This window comes from Streptomyces sp. 184, assembly GCF_045781775.1.
In the GTDB taxonomy this organism is placed as follows: domain Bacteria; phylum Actinomycetota; class Actinomycetes; order Streptomycetales; family Streptomycetaceae; genus Streptomyces.
This window is the reverse complement of sequence record NZ_CP123230.1, coordinates 6,438,719-6,458,981: the sequence shown is the minus strand read 5'-3', so window position 1 is coordinate 6,458,981 and position 20,263 is coordinate 6,438,719. Positions and strand designations below refer to the sequence as shown.

Below are 20,263 nucleotides of genomic sequence, written 5' to 3'. Positions count from 1 at the left end.
CGCGCGCTACGCTGAATGGTCACCCGCGTACGTACCACAGGACCGCCGAGGAAAGCCTTCCCGATGACCGCTGTGCCCGCATCCACCGTCGAGTCGGTCTTCCCCCGCCTGGAAGCCCTCCTTCCGCATGTCCAGAAGCCCATCCAGTACGTCGGCGGTGAGCTGAACTCCACCGTCAAGGACTGGGACGCGGTCGATGTCCACTGGGCCCTGATGTACCCGGACGCCTACGAGGTCGGCCTGCCCAACCAGGGCGTCATGATCCTCTACGAGGTGCTGAACGAGCGCGCGGACACCCTGGCCGAGCGCACGTACAGCGTGTGGCCGGACCTGGAGGAGCTGATGCGCGCCCACGGCGTGCCGCAGTTCACCGTGGACGCCCACCGCCCCGTGCGCGCCTTCGACCTCCTCGGCGTCTCCTTCTCCACCGAGCTGGGCTACACCAACCTCCTCGCCGCCCTCGACCTCGCCGGCATCCCGCTGACCGCCGCCGACCGCGGGGACGACGACCCGATCGTGGTCGCCGGCGGCCACGCCGCGTTCAACCCGGAGCCGATCGCCGACTTCGTGGACTGCGCGGTGATCGGGGACGGCGAGCAGGCCGTGCTGACGATGACCGACATCGTCAAGGCGTGGAAGGCCGAGGGGCGCCCGGGCGGGCGCGAGGAGGTGCTGTTCCGGCTGGCGAAGACGGGCGGGGTGTACGTCCCGTCGTTCTACGACGTCGAGTACCTGCCCGACGGCCGCATCGCCCGCGTCGTACCGAACCGCTCCGGCGTGCCCTGGCGGGTCTCCAAGCACACGGTGATGGACCTCGACGAGTGGCCGTACCCGAAGCAGCCGCTGGTGCCGATGGCCGAGACCGTGCACGAGCGGATGAGCGTGGAGATCTTCCGCGGCTGCACCCGCGGCTGCCGGTTCTGCCAGGCCGGCATGATCACCCGCCCGGTACGGGAGCGCAGCATCACCGGCATCGGCGAGATGGTCGACAAGGGCCTGAAGGCCACCGGCTTCGAGGAGGTCGGGCTGCTGTCGCTGTCGTCGGCCGACCACAGCGAGATCGGCGACGTCGCCAAGGGCCTCGCCGACCGCTACGAGGCCGACAAGGTCGGCCTGTCGCTGCCCTCCACCCGGGTCGACGCCTTCAACATCGACCTGGCCAACGAGCTGACGCGCAACGGCCGCCGCTCCGGCCTGACCTTCGCCCCCGAGGGCGCCACGGAGCGCATCCGCAAGGTCATCAACAAGATGGTCTCGGAGGAGGACCTGATCCGCACCGTGGCCACGGCGTACGGCAACGGCTGGCGGCAGGTGAAGCTCTACTTCATGTGCGGGCTGCCCACCGAGACCGACGAGGACGTGGTGCAGATCGCGGACATGGCGGCCAAGGTCATCGCCAAGGGCCGCGAGGTCGCCCGGTCCAACGACATCCGCTGCACCGTCTCCATCGGCGGCTTCGTACCCAAGCCGCACACGCCCTTCCAGTGGGCCCCGCAGCTCTCCGCCGAGGACACCGACGCCCGCCTGGAGCAGTTGCGCGACCGCATCCGCGCCGACAAGCGGCACGGCCGCGCCATCGGCTTCCGGTACCACGACGGCAAGCCGGGCATCGTCGAGGGCCTCCTCTCCCGCGGCGACCGCCGCGTCGGCGACGTCATCCGCACCGTGTACGAGGACGGCGGGCGCTTCGACGGCTGGCGGGAGCACTTCTCGTACGAGCGCTGGATGCGCGGCGCGGACAAGGCCCTGCCGGCGCACGGCGTGGACGTCGGCTGGTACACCACGCGCGAGCGCTCCTACGAGGAGGTCCTGCCCTGGGACCACCTGGACTCGGGCCTGGACAAGGACTGGCTCTGGGAGGACTGGCAGGACGCCCTCGACGAGACGGAGGTCGAGGACTGCCGCTGGACGCCCTGCTTCGACTGCGGCGTGTGCCCGCAGCTCGACACGGAGATCCAGATCGGTCCCACGGGCAAGAAGCTCCTGCCGCTGAGCGTGGTCAACGGCCGGACGGGCGGAAACGCAGGTTGACGACGGCCGGCCGGGAGGCCGGCTGACATACCCGTACGCGCGGGCGAAAAAACAGGCCGCCCCGGGCCGCAGTGCCGGTCCGGGGCTTCGCCGTGCCCGCTCGCGGGCGGCATTTCATGGCATTCCGCGGGTGCTTTTCTGCAATCCGCCGACAATCTCATTACTGCTCCGCACGGGGGACTTGTACGCGATTATTCCGCGTGCCGTGTCGTCGGCGCGCCGCCCTCGTTTCGAATAACGAAGGTGGGGCTTCGGGAGAACGGCCGTCGCTCCGACGGTTAAGGAATTCGCCCGAAGACTCCGTGGCGGAAAGGATGCCAAGTGAAGTACGTCAAGTCTGCCGTGGTCCTGTGCGGTGCCGCCCTGGCACTCGGCACTGCCGGCCCGGCGGGCGCAATCGACCCCGGGCTCACCAGCCCGGACCTGAGTCTGGACGCCGCGGCCCAGCAGGCCGTGGAGGGTCTGGTCAACCGGCCCGCGACCGAGCTGGTGCAGCACAGCCTGCCGGTCGACGGACCGGCGGTCCGAGAGCTGACCCGGCCGGTCGACGAAGCGGCGCACGACGTCATCCAGGGCGCCCTGCCACAGAACACCCTGGTGCCCACCGGCGCGGAGTCGCGAGGCGGCTCCTGAGCGGTCGGTTTCGCTCCGGACAAAATCCGATCGTCCGAACGGGCGATTCCGGATAACTCACTCAAGGGTGCGGAGTTATACAGCGTGCCCGCATCGTTGTTCCCTCAGGTGGAAAAGGAAAGAAAATCATGAAGAAGTACCTGAAGACCGCGGCGGTTGCCGTCACCATGCTCGGCGCCTCCGCGCTGGCCGCCCCGCAGGCGATGGCCGCAGACGACAGCGGCGACGGCCCGTACGCCAACGGCAACGGCTCGAAGATCGCCTACGGCAACACCGAGACGGGCGGCTACATGAGCCCGAACATGGCCCTCGTCAACGGCTCGCTCAACGAGCCCTGCGTCGCGCTGCCCGACGTCGCGGAGAACGCGAAGCAGCTCGTCAACGTCATCCAGCTCGTCAACGTCGGCGTGGACGACGTCCTGAACCAGGAGCAGAACCAGACCTGCGCCAAGAACTCCAGCGCGGACCAGGGCGACGCGCCGCTGTCCCACCTGCTGGAAGACTTCCCGATCCTCTCGGGCAACGGCGCGGGCAACAACGCCGGCTGAGTCCCGCACCACACGGGGAATCCCGGTACCCGGCCCGGGGCGAGTCACGTGCTCGCCCCGGGCCGGGGCCTTGCGCGTGCGCGGGACACCTACCGGATCACGGCCCCGGACACACGAAGACGGCCCGCGGAGCGTATCCGCGGGCCGTCTTCGCCGGTCTGCGCCGGTCTGCCCGCCGGGCGGGCTCCGGGCTCACGGCTCAGCCGACGAGACCCCCGACGAGCGGGCCGGCCGTCGGCAGCTCCGACAGCGACGCGCCCTCGGCCAGCGGCCCGGTGACCGCCGCCGTGCTCACCGGCGCACCGTTCTCGCCGACCGCCGTGCCCACCGAGTTGTCCAGCGGGTCGGAGCCGGTCCTGGCCAGCGGGTTGAGCTGGAGGGCCGTCAGCGGTCCGAGCGCCGTCTGCCTGGTCGTGTCCAGGCCCTGGGCGACGCCGGTCAGCGCCGCGGCGGCCTCGGAGGCGTCGATCCTGTTCTCGTCGCCCACCTTCAGCTCGCGCAGCTTGTCGAGCGCGGTGCGCGGCGCGGCCGGCGCGCCGTCCGCGGGCGCCGCCGCGGCGGCCCCGGCGGCTCCGCCGGCCGCGAGCGCGGAACCCGCCGCCGCCGCGATCAGGCCGGCGCGCAGCAGGGCGCGTTGCGTACGGGAAGAGGATCGGGAGGCGTGCTGGCCCATGGTCACCACCAGTGAGAAACGACACTTTCAGGGTCATGCTTCCACAAACACCTTGTTTTATGGAAATTCTCCCGTGAGCCTCACGCTGCGCATTCGCCTCAACTGTTTTGTGAATACGCTGTGACCTCCGGTTATCCGGTTGCCGACGGGCTCCGGAGCCCGTAAACATGGCCCGATGCCGCAATTGACCACCCCCCACGTTCGATTTCGCGAATCCTTCGTCGGGGCGATGAAGGAGTTCGAGGCCGAGGGGAGGGGCGCGGTCGGCGACGACACGTCCACCGGCCAGGACCTCCGCCGCTGGCGCCGGCGCTGGCACGACCCCGCGGTCTTCGCCTCGTACGTCGCGGGGCTGCGGGCCGAGGCCGACGAGACGATCCCGATGATCCGCCCCGGCTGGGTGCACTGCACCACGCTCTGGTACGTCGACGGCGACGCCTATCTCGGCCGCATCGCCATCCGGCACTCGCTCACCGACTGGCTGAGGGACCAGGGCGGGCACATCGGCTACGACGTCCGGCCCACCGCCCGGCGGCGCGGCCACGCCACCGCTATGCTGCGCGACGCACTGCCCGTGGCCCGCGGTCTGGGTCTTGCGGACGTGCTGGTGACGTGCGACCACGACAACGTCGGGTCGCGGAAGGTCATCGAGGCCAACGGGGGCGTGTTCGAGGACCGCCGGGGGCTGAAGCTGCGGTACTGGGTCGCCACGGGGGCGGCGCGGGCGTAGCACTGCGGGGTGCCGGGGGGCACGTCCGGGCGGGGGCGGCGACGGGTTCGCCGGGCGGACGAGGGGGATGAGGGCCGTGGCCCAGGAGTGGGAACGGAACCGGGAGTCGGACCGGAAGCGGTACGGAGCGGCGGCGCCCGGCGGCGCGCCCGGCGGGGGCACGCCCGGCGGGGGCTGCCTTGCGGCGCCCGTCCGGTGGGCGGTGCTGATCCTCGTGGTGCCCGTGCGGGCCGCGTGGGACGTGCTCGTGGCCGCCGCGAAGGCGCTCGGCGCCGGGCTCCTGTGGCTGGCGCGGTGGCTGGTGGCCGCGCCGGCGGTGTGGCTGTACCGGCAGGTGCTGGCGCCGCTGGGCCGGGGCGTGGTGTGGCTGCTGCGGGCCGCCGGAGCGGCGGTGGCGTGGCTGTGGCGCTGGGTCGTGGTCGCGCCGGTGGTGTTCGTGTGGCGGTGGCTGGTCGTGGCGCCGGTGTCCTGGCTCTACTCGTACGTCCTGACCCCCCTCGGCCACGGCCTCCTCTGGCTGCTGCGCGGCCTCGTCGTCGCCCCCGCGGCGGCCCTCCACCGCTACGTCCTGCGCCCCGCCGGCGCCGCCGTGACCTGGGTCTGCCGCACCGCGGTCGGCCTCGTCGCCGCGGGCGCGCGGGCCACCGGCGCGGGCGGCAGGTGGCTGGCGTACACGCTCGTCGTTGCGCCGGTGTCGTGGACGTACCGCCGGGTGCTGACGCCGGTCGGGCACGGCGCGGTCTGGACGCTGCGGCAGACCGGGCGCGGCATCGCCGCCGCGGCGCGCGGCACGGCGGCGGGCGCGATGTGGCTGTGGCGGCGGGCCGTCGTGGCGCCGGCGGTGTGGGTGTACGGGCACGTGCTGGCGCCGCTGGGCCGGGGCGTGGTGTGGCTGCTGCGGGCCGCGGGGGCGGGGCTGGCGTGGCTGTGGCGGTGGATCGTGGTCGCGCCGGTGGTGTTCGTGTGGCGGTGGCTGGTCGTGGCGCCGGTGTCGCTGCTCTGGTCGTACGTCCTGAAGCCGCTCGGCCTCGGCCTTCGCTGGCTGGTGCGCGGGCTGTTCACGGTCGTCGGCTGGGTCCTGAGGACGCTCTTCCTCCCCTTCGTCCTCCTCTGGCGCCACGTCCTCGCCCCCGCCTGGGCCGCCGCCGGGCGCTTCACCCGCTGGGTCTGGAACACCACCGCCCGCCCCGCGGGCCGCGCCGTCCGCGACGGCTGGCGCGCCGCGCGGGACGCCGTCGCCGCGGCGCGCGCGACGGCCCGCCGCACCCGCATGGAGCTGCGCACCGCGCTGTTCGGCGCCTCGCGGCAGCCGGCCCCCGAAGCGCTGCCGTACGCTCCGGACCCGCTGCCGCGACCGCTGCGGGTGGACGTCCCGGCGCCCGCCGTGGACCTGGTCAAGCACGCGCCGCCGCGTGCCGGCCGGCACCGCTGACCCCCGCTTCCGCGGCCCGCCGGCGCCCAACGCGGTGCGCGTCCGACGTACATGAGACGTACATGAAAGTCCGACGGAGCGGAGCCCCCGGAAAGGCGTGCACGTACCCTGGGGGCAGGACAAGCTCACGAACGAAGGACTGAACGACCCTGGGCAAGCGACAGCCCGAAGGCCCGCCGCCCGCACCCCCGGTGCAGCGCATCCGACTCCGCTACACCAAGCGCGGCCGCCTCCGGTTCAACAGCCACCGCGACTTCCAGCGCGCCTTCGAGCGGGCGCTGCGCCGGGCCGAGGTGCCGATGGCGTACTCCGCCGGCTTCACCCCCCACCCCAAGGTCTCGTACGCGAACGCCGCCCCTACGGGCACCGCGAGCGAGGCCGAGTACCTGGAGATCGCGCTCACCGAGGCCCGCGACCCGGAGTCGCTGCGCGCGCTGCTCGACGAGTCCCTGCCCGCCGGTCTCGACGTCGTCGACGCCGTCGAGGTCCGTGCTCCCGGACTCGCCGACCGGCTGGCGGCATCGGTGTGGGAGCTGCGGCTCGACGGCGTGCCGCCCGCCACGGCCGAGGAGGCGGTCCGCGCCTTCCTCGCCGCGGAAAAAGTCGAGGTGGAACGGCAGACGAAGAAGGGGATGAGAACCTTCGACACGCGCGGCGCGGTGGCCGCGCTCGACGTGCTCCCGGACGGGGGCGATAGGCCGCAGGCGGGTCCCTGTGCGATACTGCGCCTGGTAGTGCGGCACCTGACACCTGCCGTACGACCCGACGACGTCCTGTCCGGCCTGCGAGTCGCGGCTGACCTGGCGCCGCCGGTCCCGGCAGCGGTGACCAGGCTGGCGCAGGGGCCGCTCGACGCGGAGACCGGCACGGTGACCGATCCGCTTGCGCCGGACCGCGACGATGCCACAGCCCTCGCCGCCACACCGCAGGTCGCGAGCGGAACCCCGCCCACGGCAGGGGACGGCACCGGGTAGGGACGGTGTCGAAGCGCCGCCGGTGGACGAGGGAGCCACCCCGGGTCCGGCAGGCGCATGGACCAGCAGACTTTCGCCGGTCCGCCTGAGGCGGCGGGCCCGGCGAGCGAGACAAGAGCCCTCGCGCGGCGCATACGTCCCGGGCGGTGGGCCTGTGCACGGCACGGGCGCCGCCGCTGTACGGGGGGTGGCGCCCGGGGGCGTGACGGGAGAACCGCCCGCATGCTCGAACCGATCGAGCCCACGGAAGCGCAGTCGCCTTCCGCGGGCAGCACCGGCCATGCCGAAGCCGCCCTCGGCGGACCACTCGACACCCCCAGCGACCGCCTGCCCTTCCGCCGCCGCAAGGCGCCGGCGGAGGCGGCGGGGGAGGTGCCGCAGACCACGTCCTCGCCGCTCGGCGGGGACCTCGCGCAGAGAACGACCGAGCCGATCGCCGGGGACCCGGTATCGGCCCTGACCCGTGAGCCCGCCGGCGCGGACGCCGGCGGGACGGGCACCGCGGAGCCGGCATCCGGCGCCGCTGCCGCCCCGCCCGCGAAGCGCTCGCGGCGGCGGGTCGTACGGGACGCCGGCACGCCGGAGGCCGCCGCGCCGGACACCTTCGTGGTGCCGGCGGGCGAGCAGCCCGGACCCGCGCCCACCGAGGCCGCGCTCACCGGGCCCGCACCCACGGGGTCCGCACCCACCGGGCCAGCGACCCCGGGCTCCGCCCCGGCCGAAGGCGCCGCGGAGCCGGCCGCCGAGGCCGCGCCGCCGCGCCGGCGGCGGGTCGTACGGGATGCGGCCACGCCGCAGCCGACGGCCGCCGCGGAACCCGTACGGCAGCCCGCCGCGGCCGGGAACCCCGAGCCCGCGGCCACCACAGACCACCACCACAGCACCGACGAGAGGGCCCAGACCGTGGCCGACAACGAAACAGAGGCCGACGGCGCCGACGCTTCCGCCGAATCCGGCCCCCGCCGCAGGCGCCGCCGGGTGACCCGCACTGCGGGCACCCCGGCAGCCGGCACCGAGGCGGCGCCGCAGACGACGGCACCGGAGCCGGCCGCACAGGCCGCGCCGGAGCCGACTGCGGAGGCCGAATCCGGCGCCGCCGCCGCGGCGGACCGGCCGGAGCAGGACGCCGACGCGGACGCCGCGCCGAAGGGGCGCAGGCGCCGCCGCGTCGTACGCGGCGCAGGTACCCCGGAGACCGTGGAGCCCGCCGCCGCGACAGCCGCCGCCGAACTGGCCGGCGACTCGGCCGACGCCGCACCCGCCGGGACTCCGGCTGCCGACGAGGAGCCGGCACCGCGCGCCCGTCGCGTACGCCGCCGCAAGGCCGCCGCCGAGGCCGCCGACGCCGCGGAGACCGCGCCCGACGCGGCGCCCGACGCCGCGCCCGGCGACCGGACCACCGACGCGCCGGCCGCCGCCGAGGACGCCGCAGAGCCCGCCGCGGGCACCCGGCGCCGCCGGTCCCGCCGGGTCACGTCCCCCGCGGGCGAGCCCACCCACGTCGAGCCCGCCGCCGAGGCTCCGGAGCCCGCCGCCACCACCGCCGCCACGGCCGCCACCGACTCCGCACCGGCCGCGGACACCGCCGCCGACGCGACCGCCGAGCCGGCCGCCACCGGCCGCCGCAGGACCCGCCGCGCCACCGCACCGGCGGGCGAACCCGCCGCCGACGCCGCGAGCGCGCCCGGCGAGCAGGCCGCGGCCGAGACCCCCGCCGACTCCGGCACCGGCCGCCGCCGCACCCGCCGCAGCGCCGCCGCCGCCGAGGCCGCCCGCACCGAGGCCGCCCGCACCGACGCCGACGACGCCACGAACGACCAGGCCGCGTCCGCAGCGCCCGAGCCGGACTCCGCGGCCCCCCGCCGCCGCACCCGCCGCGCCGCCGCCTCCGCCGCCGCCGAGCCGGTCGCGGACGACGCCGCCGGCGGGCAGTTCTCCGACCCCGTGGCCGAGCAGTCCGCGCCGGGCTACGGTGCCGCGCCGCTCGCGCTGTTCCAGGCGCCGGTGTTCACCGAGCCCGCGTTCCAGACGCCGCAGCGGGCCGCCGCCGAGGCGGCGGTGGGCCCGGAGGAGGCCGAGGAGCCCGAGGACCTCGCCGACGAGACCGAGCCCGAGGCCGAGGCGGAGGCGGAGGCCGGGATCGACGCCGAGGCCGGCGAGGCCGCCGACGCGGAGGACCGCGACGAGCAGGACGACGACGGCGAGGACCGCGGCCGCCGCCGGCGCCGCCGCGGCGGCCGCCGCAGGCGGCGCGGCGAGGGCGCCGAGGACGGCGAGCACGGCGACGAGTCCGAGGACGCCGACGGCCGCGACGCGGACGCCGACGCCGACGCCGAGGACGACGGCGACGCCGACGAGTCCGGCGACCGCGGCAAGGGCGGCTCCTCCAGCACCAGCAGCCGCCGGCGCCGCCGCCGGCGTCGGCGTACCGAGGGCGCGGACGGCTCCGAGGGGGCGTCCGACGACCCGGAGCGCACCGTCGTCAAGGTCCGCGAGCCCCGCGCCAAGGCCGCGCCCAGCGACGAGGTGCAGTCCATCAAGGGCTCCACCCGGCTGGAGGCGAAGAAGCAGCGCCGCCGCGAGGGCCGCGAGCAGGGCCGCCGGCGGGTGCCGATCATCACCGAGGCCGAGTTCCTGGCCCGCCGCGAGGCGGTGGAGCGCGTGATGGTGGTGCGCCAGCAGGGCGACCGTACGCAGATCGGCGTGCTGGAGGACGACGTCCTCGTCGAGCACTACGTCAACAAGGAGCAGTCGGCGTCGTACGTCGGCAACGTCTACCTCGGCAAGGTGCAGAACGTCCTGCCCTCCATGGAGGCCGCGTTCGTCGACATCGGCAAGGGCCGCAACGCCGTCCTCTACGCCGGCGAGGTCAACTTCGAGGCCCTCGGCCTCGCCCACAGCCCCCGCCGTATCGAGCACGCGCTGAAGTCCGGTCAGTCCGTCCTGGTCCAGGTCACCAAGGACCCCATCGGCCACAAGGGCGCCCGCCTGACCAGCCAGGTCTCGCTGCCCGGCCGCTACCTCGTGTACGTGCCCGAGGGCTCGATGACCGGCATCAGCCGCAAGCTGCCCGACACCGAGCGGGCCCGGCTGAAGACGATCCTCAAGAAGATCGTCCCCGAGGACGCCGGCGTCATCGTCCGTACGGCCGCCGAGGGCGCCAGCGAGGACGAGCTGCGCCGGGACGTGGAGCGCCTCCAGAAGCAGTGGGAGGACATCCGCAAGAAGGCGAAGAGCGGCAACGCGCCCACGCTGCTGTACGGCGAGCCGGACATGACCGTCCGCGTCGTCCGCGACATCTTCAACGAGGACTTCTCGAAGGTCGTCGTCAGCGGCGCGAAGGGGTGGGACACCATCCACGGCTACGTCTCGCACGTGGCCCCGGACCTGGTCGAGCGGCTGTCGAAGTGGACGTCGGAGGTGGACGTCTTCGCCACCTACCGGATCGACGAGCAGTTGATGAAGGCGCTGGACCGCAAGGTGTGGCTGCCGTCGGGCGGCTCGCTGGTGATCGACAGGACCGAGGCGATGGTCGTCGTCGACGTCAACACCGGCAAGTTCACCGGGCAGGGCGGCAACCTGGAGGAGACGGTCACCAGGAACAACCTGGAGGCGGCCGAGGAGATCGTGCGGCAGCTCCGGCTGCGGGACCTCGGCGGCATCATCGTGATCGACTTCATCGACATGGTGCTGGAGTCCAACCGGGACCTGGTGCTGCGCCGGCTGCTGGAGTGCCTGGGCCGCGACCGTACGAAGCACCAGGTCGCGGAGGTGACGTCGCTGGGCCTGGTGCAGATGACCCGCAAGCGGGTCGGGCAGGGCCTGCTGGAGTCGTTCTCCGAGCCGTGCGCGCACTGCGGCGGGCGCGGCGTGATCGTGCACATGGACCAGGCCACTGCGGCCGGTTCGGGCGGCGGCAAGCGCAAGAAGAAGGGCAAGGAAGGCAAGGACGGCAAGGACGTCAAGGAAGCGAAGGACGTCAGGGAGCCCAGGGAGGCCCGGGAGGTCAGCGTCGGCGGCGACGCCGGGGCGGCCTCGGCCGCCCCCGCGGAGGCGGCCCCTGTCGCGCCCGCCGAGTCCGCCGAGCCCGCCGGGCCCGTCGAGGTGGAGCGGCCGGAGGCCGGCGAGCCCGCGGAGGCGACGCGGCCGGCCCGTACGCGGCGGCGGGTGACCCGCAAGGCGATGTCGCCGGGCGGTTCGCCGAAGGCGGCGGAGACGGCCGGTGCGGACGCGGGGGCGGACACCGAGCCCGCGGGCGCCCAGCCGGCCGCGGAGCCCGTAGCGGCGCCCGTGGCCGCCGTGGAGGCCCCCCAGGCCCCCGAGGAGGCCCCCGAGGCGGCCGACGGCACGGACGCCGCGGACGGCGCGGACAAGCCCCGGACCCGTAAGAAGACCGCCGCCAAGCGCGCCTCCGCCAAGAAGGCGACGGCGAAGAAGGCAGCGGCCAAGAAGACGGCGAAGACGACCGCGAAGACCACCGCGAAGAAGGCCGCGACCAAGTCCGCCGCCACCAGGACGGCGACCAAGGCCACGGCCAAGAAGGCGGTCAAGAAGACCGCCGCCGCGGAGCAGGGCTCCCCGCCCTCGGTCTCCGTCTCGACGGAGGACTGACGCCGCTCAGGCCCGTCCCGTACGCCCCTCGCCCCGCCGGTCCGCCGGCGGGGCGAGGGCGTTCTGTCCCTGATGTCCGCGCGCTTGACATCGGCTCCTTACGCCGGTTTGGATACAGCGCACTCGAACGCGCGGGCGCCCCCATCGCACGGCAGGTCGAGGCAGGAGCCAGCAGCCAGCCGTGCAGCCCAGGGGGTCGTGCCTTCCATGTCCGTGTTCAAGCCCACCGGCCGCCACCGGGCCGTGGCGCCGCGCAAGGGTGCGCGCCAGGCCGTCGCGCTGGCCACCGTCCTGTCCGCCGCCGGCGTGCACGCCGTGAGCAGCGCGGGCAGCGCGGCGGCGGAGCCGCGGGTGTGGACCGAGGGGCCGATCTTCAACGACCCGCTGGGCACGGTGGACGAGCAGCACGCGATCCGCACCCGGCTGATCGAGCTGACCGACGCGGCGCTCCCCGGCTCGACGATCAAGGTCGCGGTCTACCACATCTGGGAGCAGCCGATCGTGGACGCGCTCGTCCGCGCCCGCGACCGCGGCGTGAACGTGCAGGTGCTGCTGGACGAGACCAGCCGCAGCGACCGGCCGGACAACACCATGTACGCGAGCCTCAAGGCCGCGCTGGGCACCAGCACGGCGGCGGGGTCGTTCGTGAAGCTCTGCCCGGTCGACAAGTCCTGCCTAGGCGACCCGAAGCACGGGACGTCGATCATGCACAACAAGTTCTGGCTCTTCTCGGAGGTCGAAGGCGCCCGGAACGTCGTCGTCCAGACGACCTCCAACTCCACCCCGTCCGCGCACACGAAGTTCTTCAACGACGCCCTGCTGCTGCCGAACAACCCGGCGATGTACGGGGCGTACTCGGAGTACTTCCGCGACATGCTCGGCGCCCAGTGGTCGACCTGGCGCTACCGCGCGGTGACCGCCAACAACGGCCTCTACAAGGCGTACTTCTTCCCCCGGGCCGGCACCACCAACAGCACGGACACGATCCACGCCGTCCTCGACAACGTCCGCTGCACGTACAAGGACGCCGCCGGGGTGACCCAGCGCACCCTGGTCCGGGTCGCGATCTTCAAGATCACCCGCAAGGCGATCGCCGACAAGCTCGTCGCGCTGAAGAAGGCGGGCTGCGGCGTCAGCGTCCTGTACGCCGAGTCCGACAGCGCCCGGAGCCAGGGCGGCACCCGCGGCACCTGGGACGTGCTGCACGCCTCCGGCGGGCCCTCGCTGCGCTGCTACAACGACGACCGGGACCCGCAGAACCCGGGCCAGAAGCTCACCACGCCGTACATCGTGCACAACAAGTACGTGCTGATCGACGGCATGTACGCCGGCGCCCGGGACAAGGTGGTCTTCACCGGCTCGCAGAACTTCACGGGCCCGGCGCTGCGCGAGAACGACGAGGCCGTGGTCAAGGTCGACAGCGACCCCGTGCACGACACGTACCTCGGCCACTACACGTCGATGAGGGACGTGGCCTGGCCGGGGACGGCGGACCGGACGAACCTGTGCCAGGGCGTGAAGTCGCTCCCGCAGGACGGCGAGCGCGCCCTCCGCTAGACCGGTTTGACCAGGAGGTCAAGGGGCCCGTAATCTTGAACGTCGGCGTGTCTGCTTGGCACGCCAGGCTCCTGAGCACATCCCTCCCGCCACCTCCTCGTGAGCGGCGGGAGAGGCCGCTCATCCCATGCGCCCCACCCGAGCGGCTGGCATCAGGGGTCTCCGTCGCGACTGAGAAAGAGAGCTGAAGCGCGTGTACGCGATCGTGCGCACCGGCGGCCGCCAGCAGAAGGTAGCTGTGGGCGACGTCATCGAGGTTGACCGGATGTCCAGCAAGAGCGTCGGCGACAGCGTCGAGCTCTCCGCCCTGCTCGTCGTGGACGGCGAGACCGTGACCAGCGACCCCTGGGTCCTGGACGGCGTGAAGGTCCAGGCCGAGGTCGTGGACCACCACAAGGGCGACAAGATCGACATCCTGAAGTACAAGAACAAGACCGGTTATCGCAAGCGGATCGGTCACCGCCAGTTGCACACCGCGCTGAAGATCATCGAGATCCCCGCGCCGGCCGCGAAGTAAGGACTGAGGAGAGATGGCACACAAGAAGGGCGCATCGTCCACTCGGAACGGTCGCGACTCCAATGCCCAGCGGCTCGGCGTCAAGCGCTTCGGCGGTCAGGCCGTCGGCGCCGGTGAGATCATCATCCGGCAGCGCGGCACCAAGTTCCACCCGGGCACGGGCGTGGGCCGCGGTGGCGACGACACGCTGTTCGCGCTGATCCCCGGCTCGGTGCAGTTCGGCACCAGCCGCGGCCGCAAGGTCGTGAACATCGTCCCGGCCGCCGAGTAACCACCGGCTCCGGACACCACACACCTGATCCGAGGGCGGTCCGCCGCTCCGCACGTGCCACGGACGACGTGCGGGGAAGCGGGGCCGCCCTCGGCGCGTTTCCCACGACGTCGTACGGCACGAGCGTCCCGTACGACGGCGGCGACCCGTGATCCACGACGCTCCTCACCGCCGGGAGGCACACCCTCATGACCACCTTCGTCGACCGCGTCACCCTGCACGTGGCCGCGGGCAACGGGGGACACGGCTGCGCCTCCGTACACCGCGAGAAGTTCCGGCCGCTCGGCGGCCCCGACGGCGGCAACGGCGGCCACGGCGGGGACGTCATCCTCACCGTCGACCAGAACGTCACCACCCTGATCGACTACCACCACACCCCCCACCGCAAGGCCACCAACGGCAAGCCGGGCGAGGGCGGCGACCGCGCCGGCGCCAACGGCAAGGACCTCGTCCTGCCGGTGCCGGACGGTACGGTCGTCCTCACCAAGGACGGCGAGGTGCTCGCCGACCTCGTCGGGCACGGCACCACCTTCGTCGCCGCCCAGGGCGGTCGCGGCGGCCTCGGCAACGCCGCGCTCGCCTCCCAGCGCCGCAAGGCCCCCGGCTTCGCGCTGCTCGGCGAGCCGGGCACCGCGCGCGACGTGGTGCTGGAGCTGAAGACCGTCGCCGACGTGGCGCTCGTCGGCTATCCGAGCGCCGGCAAGTCGTCGCTGATCAGCGTGTTGTCCGCGGCCAAGCCCAAGATCGCCGACTACCCCTTCACCACCCTCGTGCCCAACCTCGGCGTCGTCACCGCCGGCTCCGTGACGTACACGATCGCCGACGTCCCCGGCCTCATCCCGGGCGCCAGCGAGGGCCGCGGCCTGGGGCTGGAGTTCCTGCGGCACGTCGAGCGCTGCTCGGTGCTCGTGCACGTGCTGGACACCGCGACCCTGGAGTCCGACCGCGACCCGCTCACCGACCTCGACGTCATCGAGGAGGAACTGCGCGCGTACGGCGGTCTGGAGGACCGGCCGCGCGTGGTGGTCCTCAACAAGATCGACATCCCGGACGGCCACGACCTGGCAGAGATGGTGCGCCCGGAGCTCCAGGAGCGCGGCTTCACCGTCTACGAGGTCTCGGCGGTCGCGCGTACGGGCCTGAAGGAGCTGTCGTACGGGCTCGCCGGGATCGTCGGCGCCGCGCGCGCGGCGCGGCCCCAGCAGGAGTCGACGCGGATCGTCATCCGCCCGCAGGCCGTGGACGAGACCGGCTTCACCGTCGCCCGCGAGGGCGGCGACGGCGACGGGGCCCTGTTCCGTATCACCGGCGAGAAGCCGGAGCGCTGGGTGCGGCAGACCGACTTCGGCAACGACGAGGCCGTCGGCTACCTCGGCGACCGGCTGAACCGGCTGGGCGTGGAGGACCGGCTCCGCAGGGCCGGGGCGAAGCCCGGCGACGACGTCGTCATCGGCACCGGCGACGACGCCGTCGTCTTCGACTGGGAGCCGGCCATGGCCTCCGGTGCGGAGATGCTGGGCCGCCGCGGCGAGGACCACCGCTTCGACGCCCCGCGCCCGGCCGCGCAGCGCCGCCGGGAGCGCGAGGCGGAGCGGGCGGACGAGGAGTACGAGGACTTCGACCCCTTCGCGTGACGCGGACGGCGCGTGCCGCGGACCGCCGGCGGGCTGATCGAAGGCGGCGCGGACCGAAGGCGGGCGCGAAGTGACGACGGGCGCCGAACGACGGCGGCGGCCCGCGGGATCTGCTCCCGCGGGCCGCCGCCGTTCACGTCTCCAGGTCCGGGTCCGCCTCCGGGTCGAGGTCCGCCTCCGCGAGTGCGTCGGCGTCCTCGTCCGTCACGGGATCCGTGTCGGGGACGCGGCCTAGACGCCTGCCGGCTCCTCCGGCTCCAGCTCCATCTCCTCGGCCGCGTCCCGACGTTGTGAAGGGATATCGGACTCCCCTCGCGCGTCCATGCGCGCCGCGCGCGCATCCGCCTTGGCGCACAGCGCCACCGCGGCGGCGTTGAAGCGCACCAGCGACGGCGGGTCGGACGGCCCGAGCAGATGCTCTTTCAGCTCGGCGCGGGCCCGTACCAGCGTGTCCTGCTCCGGGTCGCGGACGGCCCGCAGGAGTGCGGGGACCTGCTTGGCCTTCGGGCCCAGGACGGTGCCGGCCCGCACGGTCGGGAACTCCGCCTTGAACTCCGCCTCCGTCAGGCCGCTGGTGTTGGCGACCGCGTAAGGCTTCTCGCTGGTCAGGTAGTCCGAGATGACGCTGGAGACATCGCTGACCAGCACGTCCGCGACGTTGAAGCAGGCGTAGATGCCGGGGCGGGAGTCGGTGATGACCTGGTGCTCCCAGGCGGGCAGCGAGGCCCAGTACGCCTCCTCCCAGGCGGCGGTCGCGGCCTCCACGGCCTCGGCCCGGCCGGCCTCGGGGGAGGACTGCATGAGCATGCGCTCGACCTCGTCGGCGCCGGCCCGGAAGGACGTGGTGGCCAGCTCGTCCAGCTCCGCCTGCACCCGGGCCAGTTCCTCGGCGGCCTGCGGGCCGGGCCGCGCGACGCCCCGGCCCTCGCCGTCCGCGCCGTTCGCCCCGTTCGCCCCGGCGGCGGTGGCCTCGGCGACCATGGCGGCGTTCGCCTCGGCGATCATCGCCTGGATCCGCTTGTTGGCCTCGCCCGCGCGCGTGTCGACCGAGCCGGTCAGCGGGTGCGGCTTGTACAGCAGCCGCACCGCGGGGTCGGCGAGCAGCTCGCGCACGATGTTCTCGCCGGCCAGCACGACCGAGGTGTTGCCGGGGTTGCCGTCCCAGCCCTCCCAGGTGGGGGCGTACAGCACGGTGGTCAGGCCGCCGGCGGGCGGCGGGCCCGCGTACGGCAGGATCGGCGCGAGCTGCGGGCGGCCGACCTCCACCACGTCGTGGTCGTCGACGCCGATGTCGGCGAGCTGGTAGCGGTCGCGGGCCGCGGGGCCCGCCACCCACACCTCGTCGTACGCCTTGGCGTACGGGTTGCAGCTCGACAGCTTGTCGCTCTCGCCGTGGTTGGTGAAGGCGTGCTTGATGGTGGGGATGCGCAGCACCTGCGAGGTCTTCCCGGAGTTCGCCGGGTGCAGCAGCATCTTCAGCGTCGAGTGCTCCAGCAGCATCAGGTCGGCGACCTTGGGCAGGCAGACGATCGGCACGTCGGTGGCGGTGATCTTCTGCACCATGAAGCGCTCGCGCAGCACGATCAGCGGCTTGCCGTCGAGGGCGGCCAGCGTGGAGACCCACATGTTGGCCTGGTACGCGGACGTGGCGCCGCCGGAGAAGTAGAGGCCGACGGTCGGGCGGTACTCCTGGAGCCAGGCGGCGAACCACTCGCGGACCCGCTGGTCGTCGGCGGTGCGCTTGCCGGGCAGCAGCCAGGTCGCCAGGTACAGGGCGCCGCCCAGGCTCAGCGCCAGCGAGATGGCGAGGCCCAGCACGCCCCACACCGCGTCCGCGGTGGCGGCGGTGGTCAGCAGCCCGACGGTCACCGGGACGGAGAGGTACAGCAGCCGGTGGCTGGAGCGGCGGGCGAGTATCCGCGGCGGCGCGGGCGCGAGGCCCAGCGCGGAAACGTCGACGTTCCGCGTCACGACCGGCAGGGTGCGGTCCCGGCGCACCATGATCGTGACTCCCTGGATGAGGAAGTGCAGCAGATACGTCGACAGCAGCATGACCGTCAGCGGCGACTGCTCCTTCAGCGGCTCGATGCCGTCGATCTGGAGCAGGCCGAAGAGGATGAGCATGTCGCGCAGTAGTTGGCGCACCATGATGTCGAAGCGGACCCTGCTGAGCAGGGAGAGCAGCCCGGGCTGCTGGTGCTGGAGATAGAGGTCGAGGGCGAGTCCGCCCGCCGCCGCGGCGACGAGCAGCGGCACGCTGGGCTTGAGCGCGCCGATGAGCTGCGCGCAATACGCTGCTAGCAGCGCTGTCAGCGCCATGAGCTGCACGGCGCGGCGGGGGGCGATACCGGCGAAAGGCACGGGAGCTGACTCCTGGCAGGAACGTCGTGAGGTCAGCCCCGGGACCGCGTGGTTCCGGGGGTGGTACGGAGTTGACCCCAGACCGTATGCCGGTCACGGGGCAGGAGACAATTCTCCACCCGGCATGGGCCGCCAATCGGGCGCAAATACGTGAAGCGGGCCTGGTTGACCTTTTCGTTTTTGGGATCAGCAGAACGGTCCGGCGCCCCCGGCGGCGGGGCGGGCCGGGCGCCGGGGGTCCGGCCGGATGTCCGTACCGTGGGACGGCGCCGCCGGGCACCCGGGCGGTGGCGTAGATTCGCAGGTCCGTAACGACGGGCCGCGGGCCGGGAAAGCGCAGGGGTACAGGTGGCAGGGGCGAGTCGGGAAGCCGCGGCGGGTGCCCGCAGGATCGTCGTGAAGGTGGGGTCGTCCTCGCTCACCACCGCGGCCGGCGGGCTGGACGCGGACCGCGTCGACGCGCTGGTGGACGCGCTCGCCAAGCACGGCCGGCGGGAGATCGTGCTCGTCAGCTCCGGGGCCATCGCCGCCGGGCTGGCGCCGCTCGGCCTCGGCAAGCGGCCCCGCGACCTGGCCAGGCAGCAGGCCGCGGCCAGCGTCGGGCAGGGGCTGCTGATGGCGCGGTACACCGCCTCGTACGCCCGCTACGGCAGGCGCGTCGGGCAGGTGCTGCTGACCACCGACGACATGAGCCGCCGCACCCACTACCGCAACGCGCAGCGCACCCTGGAGCAACTCCTCGCCATGGGCGCCGTGCCCGTCGTCAACGAGAACGACACCGTGGCGACCGAGGAGATCCGCTTCGGCGACAACGACCGGCTGGCCGCCCTCGTCGCCCATCTGGCCCGCGCCGACCTGCTGGTGCTCCTCTCCGACGTGGACGGGCTCTACGACGGCCCGCCCGCGGCCCCCGGCGCCACCCGCATCGCCGAGGTGCGCCACCGCGGCGAGCTGGCCGGCGTCCGGCTCGGCCCCGCGGGGCGGGCCGGGGTGGGCACGGGCGGGATGGTGACGAAGGTGGAGGCCGCCCGGATCGCCACCGGCGAGGGCGTGCCCGTCGTGCTGACCTCCGCGGTGTACGCGGACGCGGCGCTGGCCGGGCAGCCCACGGGCACGTACTTCCACCCCACCGGGCGGCGCGCCCGCGGCCGGCTGCTGTGGCTGGCGCACGCCTCCACCCCGCTGGGGGCGCTGGTGCTGGACGACGGCGCGGTGCGCGCCGTCACCGAGCGGCGCACGTCGCTGCTGCCGGCGGGGATCAAGGAGGTGGAGGGCAGGTTCACCGCGGGCGACCCGGTGGAGCTGCGCGACACCGCCGGCCGGGCGGTCGCCCGCGGGCTCGTCGCCTTCGACGCCGAGGAGCTGCCGCGGCTGCTCGGCCGCTCCACCCGCGAGCTGGCCAGGGAGCTGGGACCGGCGTACGAGCGCGAGGTCGTGCACCGCGACGACCTCGTGGTGCTCGACAAGTGACGGGCGGCGGCGGGCGGTCGGCGGGTGCGGTGCGACAACTGAGGTGCCGCGCCTGACGGTCGGGAACTGATGCGCGACAAGTGGCGCACCCCGCGTGAGACCGGCGCACAGCGCGCGAAAAAACCGGTGTTGCACAAGAGACCTTGGGCAAAAGCACCACGGGCGAGCGCGTCGGCTGGTCAACTTTGTTGTATGGGGCTGCCGCGGCGCGCAGCCCGTTGCAGACTCGTATTCAGGAGGCCGCCCGTGACACAAGGGCGTCCAGGGGCGCTGCCCCGGGGAACGGCACAGCGGACGCTGACCAGCGTCAAGGGGACCGGAGGCGGGCATGCGGGGAGCGCGGAGGAGACGGCGGGCGCGGCGGACGCCGACGGGCCGGCCCCGGACGGCGTCCACAGGCTGTGGCACGTCACGCTGAGCGTCGCCGGCCCCGAGGCGCCGCTGAAGGAGGTCAGACGCGGCCTGGAGCGGCTGGCGCACGACCATCCCTTCCTGCTGACCAGCCGCTACGCCAACGACCACGCCGAGATCCGCTACTGGGAAGAGGCCCGCGACCTGCACGACGCGGCGGCCGTGGCGCTCCGGCTCTGGGGGGAGCACCGGGCGTCGGCGCAGTTGCCGCCGTGGGAGATCGTGGGCCTGGAGGTGATCGCGCGGGAGACGTACCACCAGCGCATCGCCGACGGCTACGGACCGGCCCCGGCGGTGCCGGTGGGGGTGCATCCGTTCTGAGCCGCCGAGGGTGACCGGGGCGTCACGGGCCGGTACGGGGGCGTACGGCCCGGCGCGCGAAGCCGCGTCCGCGCCCCGGGACGGCTACC

At 73.7% G+C, this 20,263-nt stretch carries 15 protein-coding genes; 13 read left to right on the top strand and 2 right to left on the bottom strand.

The genetic code is table 11. The features are described 5' to 3' along the window. The first annotated feature begins 63 nt into the window (after nucleotides 1–63). The 3 genes from QBL21_RS27480 (at nucleotide 64) to QBL21_RS27470 (ending at nucleotide 3,212) form a co-directional block, all read left to right on the top strand. Entirely contained in the window at nucleotides 64–2,031 is a 1,968-nt protein-coding gene (locus QBL21_RS27480; RefSeq protein WP_407564919.1) for a TIGR03960 family B12-binding radical SAM protein, read from the top strand. A gap of 321 nt (nucleotides 2,032–2,352) precedes the next feature. Next, the gene (locus tag QBL21_RS27475) at nucleotides 2,353–2,664 is read left to right on the top strand and encodes a hypothetical protein (RefSeq protein ID WP_407564918.1); all 312 of its coding nucleotides are present in this window, start codon (nucleotides 2,353–2,355) and stop codon (nucleotides 2,662–2,664) included. 128 nt (nucleotides 2,665–2,792) lie between these two features. Beyond that, a complete protein-coding gene (locus tag QBL21_RS27470; RefSeq protein WP_407564917.1) occupies nucleotides 2,793–3,212 on the top strand; it encodes a rodlin in 420 nt (139 codons plus the stop codon). Nucleotides 3,213–3,411: 199 nt separating this feature from the next. Here the strand turns inward: QBL21_RS27470 and QBL21_RS27465 are convergent, their stop codons facing one another. Then, nucleotides 3,412–3,885 carry a hypothetical protein gene (locus QBL21_RS27465; RefSeq protein WP_407564916.1) on the bottom strand — a complete coding sequence of 158 codons (474 nt, stop codon included), beginning with the start codon at nucleotides 3,883–3,885 and terminating at the stop codon, nucleotides 3,412–3,414. A gap of 229 nt (nucleotides 3,886–4,114) precedes the next feature. Between QBL21_RS27465 and QBL21_RS27460 the strand changes: the two genes are divergently transcribed. The 8 genes from QBL21_RS27460 (at nucleotide 4,115) to obgE (ending at nucleotide 15,611) form a co-directional block, all read left to right on the top strand. After that, entirely contained in the window at nucleotides 4,115–4,615 is a 501-nt protein-coding gene (locus tag QBL21_RS27460) for a GNAT family N-acetyltransferase (protein WP_407564915.1), read from the top strand. A gap of 76 nt (nucleotides 4,616–4,691) precedes the next feature. Next, nucleotides 4,692–6,047, top strand: a complete 1,356-nt coding sequence (locus QBL21_RS27455) for a hypothetical protein (RefSeq protein ID WP_407564914.1) — start codon at nucleotides 4,692–4,694, stop codon at nucleotides 6,045–6,047. Nucleotides 6,048–6,238: 191 nt separating this feature from the next. Continuing rightward, nucleotides 6,239–7,021: a TIGR03936 family radical SAM-associated protein gene (locus QBL21_RS27450; RefSeq protein WP_407564913.1), complete on the top strand. Its 783-nt coding sequence runs from the start codon at nucleotides 6,239–6,241 to the stop codon at nucleotides 7,019–7,021. Nucleotides 7,022–7,243: 222 nt separating this feature from the next. Further along, the gene (locus tag QBL21_RS27445; protein ID WP_407564912.1) at nucleotides 7,244–11,632 is read left to right on the top strand and encodes an Rne/Rng family ribonuclease; all 4,389 of its coding nucleotides are present in this window, start codon (nucleotides 7,244–7,246) and stop codon (nucleotides 11,630–11,632) included. Between the two features lie 207 nt (nucleotides 11,633–11,839). Next, on the top strand, nucleotides 11,840–13,189 hold the full coding sequence (locus QBL21_RS27440; RefSeq protein WP_407564911.1) for a phospholipase D-like domain-containing protein: 1,350 nt from the start codon (nucleotides 11,840–11,842) through the stop codon (nucleotides 13,187–13,189). 193 nt (nucleotides 13,190–13,382) lie between these two features. Next, the gene (gene rplU / locus QBL21_RS27435; protein ID WP_407564910.1) at nucleotides 13,383–13,706 is read left to right on the top strand and encodes a 50S ribosomal protein L21; all 324 of its coding nucleotides are present in this window, start codon (nucleotides 13,383–13,385) and stop codon (nucleotides 13,704–13,706) included. 13 nt (nucleotides 13,707–13,719) lie between these two features. Then, nucleotides 13,720–13,977 carry a 50S ribosomal protein L27 gene (rpmA, locus tag QBL21_RS27430; protein WP_101424544.1) on the top strand — a complete coding sequence of 86 codons (258 nt, stop codon included), beginning with the start codon at nucleotides 13,720–13,722 and terminating at the stop codon, nucleotides 13,975–13,977. Between the two features lie 188 nt (nucleotides 13,978–14,165). Further along, on the top strand, nucleotides 14,166–15,611 hold the full coding sequence (gene obgE / locus QBL21_RS27425; RefSeq protein WP_407564909.1) for a GTPase ObgE: 1,446 nt from the start codon (nucleotides 14,166–14,168) through the stop codon (nucleotides 15,609–15,611). Between the two features lie 231 nt (nucleotides 15,612–15,842). On the opposite strand, the gene QBL21_RS27420 is transcribed toward obgE, so the two are convergent. Continuing rightward, a complete protein-coding gene (locus QBL21_RS27420; protein WP_407564908.1) occupies nucleotides 15,843–17,972 on the bottom strand; it encodes a hypothetical protein in 2,130 nt (709 codons plus the stop codon). A 348-nt stretch (nucleotides 17,973–18,320) separates the two neighbouring features. Here QBL21_RS27420 and proB point away from each other — a divergent pair, with 348 nt between their 5' ends. After that, nucleotides 18,321–19,442, top strand: a complete 1,122-nt coding sequence (proB, locus tag QBL21_RS27415) for a glutamate 5-kinase (protein WP_407564907.1) — start codon at nucleotides 18,321–18,323, stop codon at nucleotides 19,440–19,442. Between the two features lie 246 nt (nucleotides 19,443–19,688). Continuing rightward, entirely contained in the window at nucleotides 19,689–20,174 is a 486-nt protein-coding gene (locus QBL21_RS27410; RefSeq protein ID WP_407564906.1) for a hypothetical protein, read from the top strand. The last annotated feature ends 89 nt before the right edge of the window (nucleotides 20,175–20,263 follow it).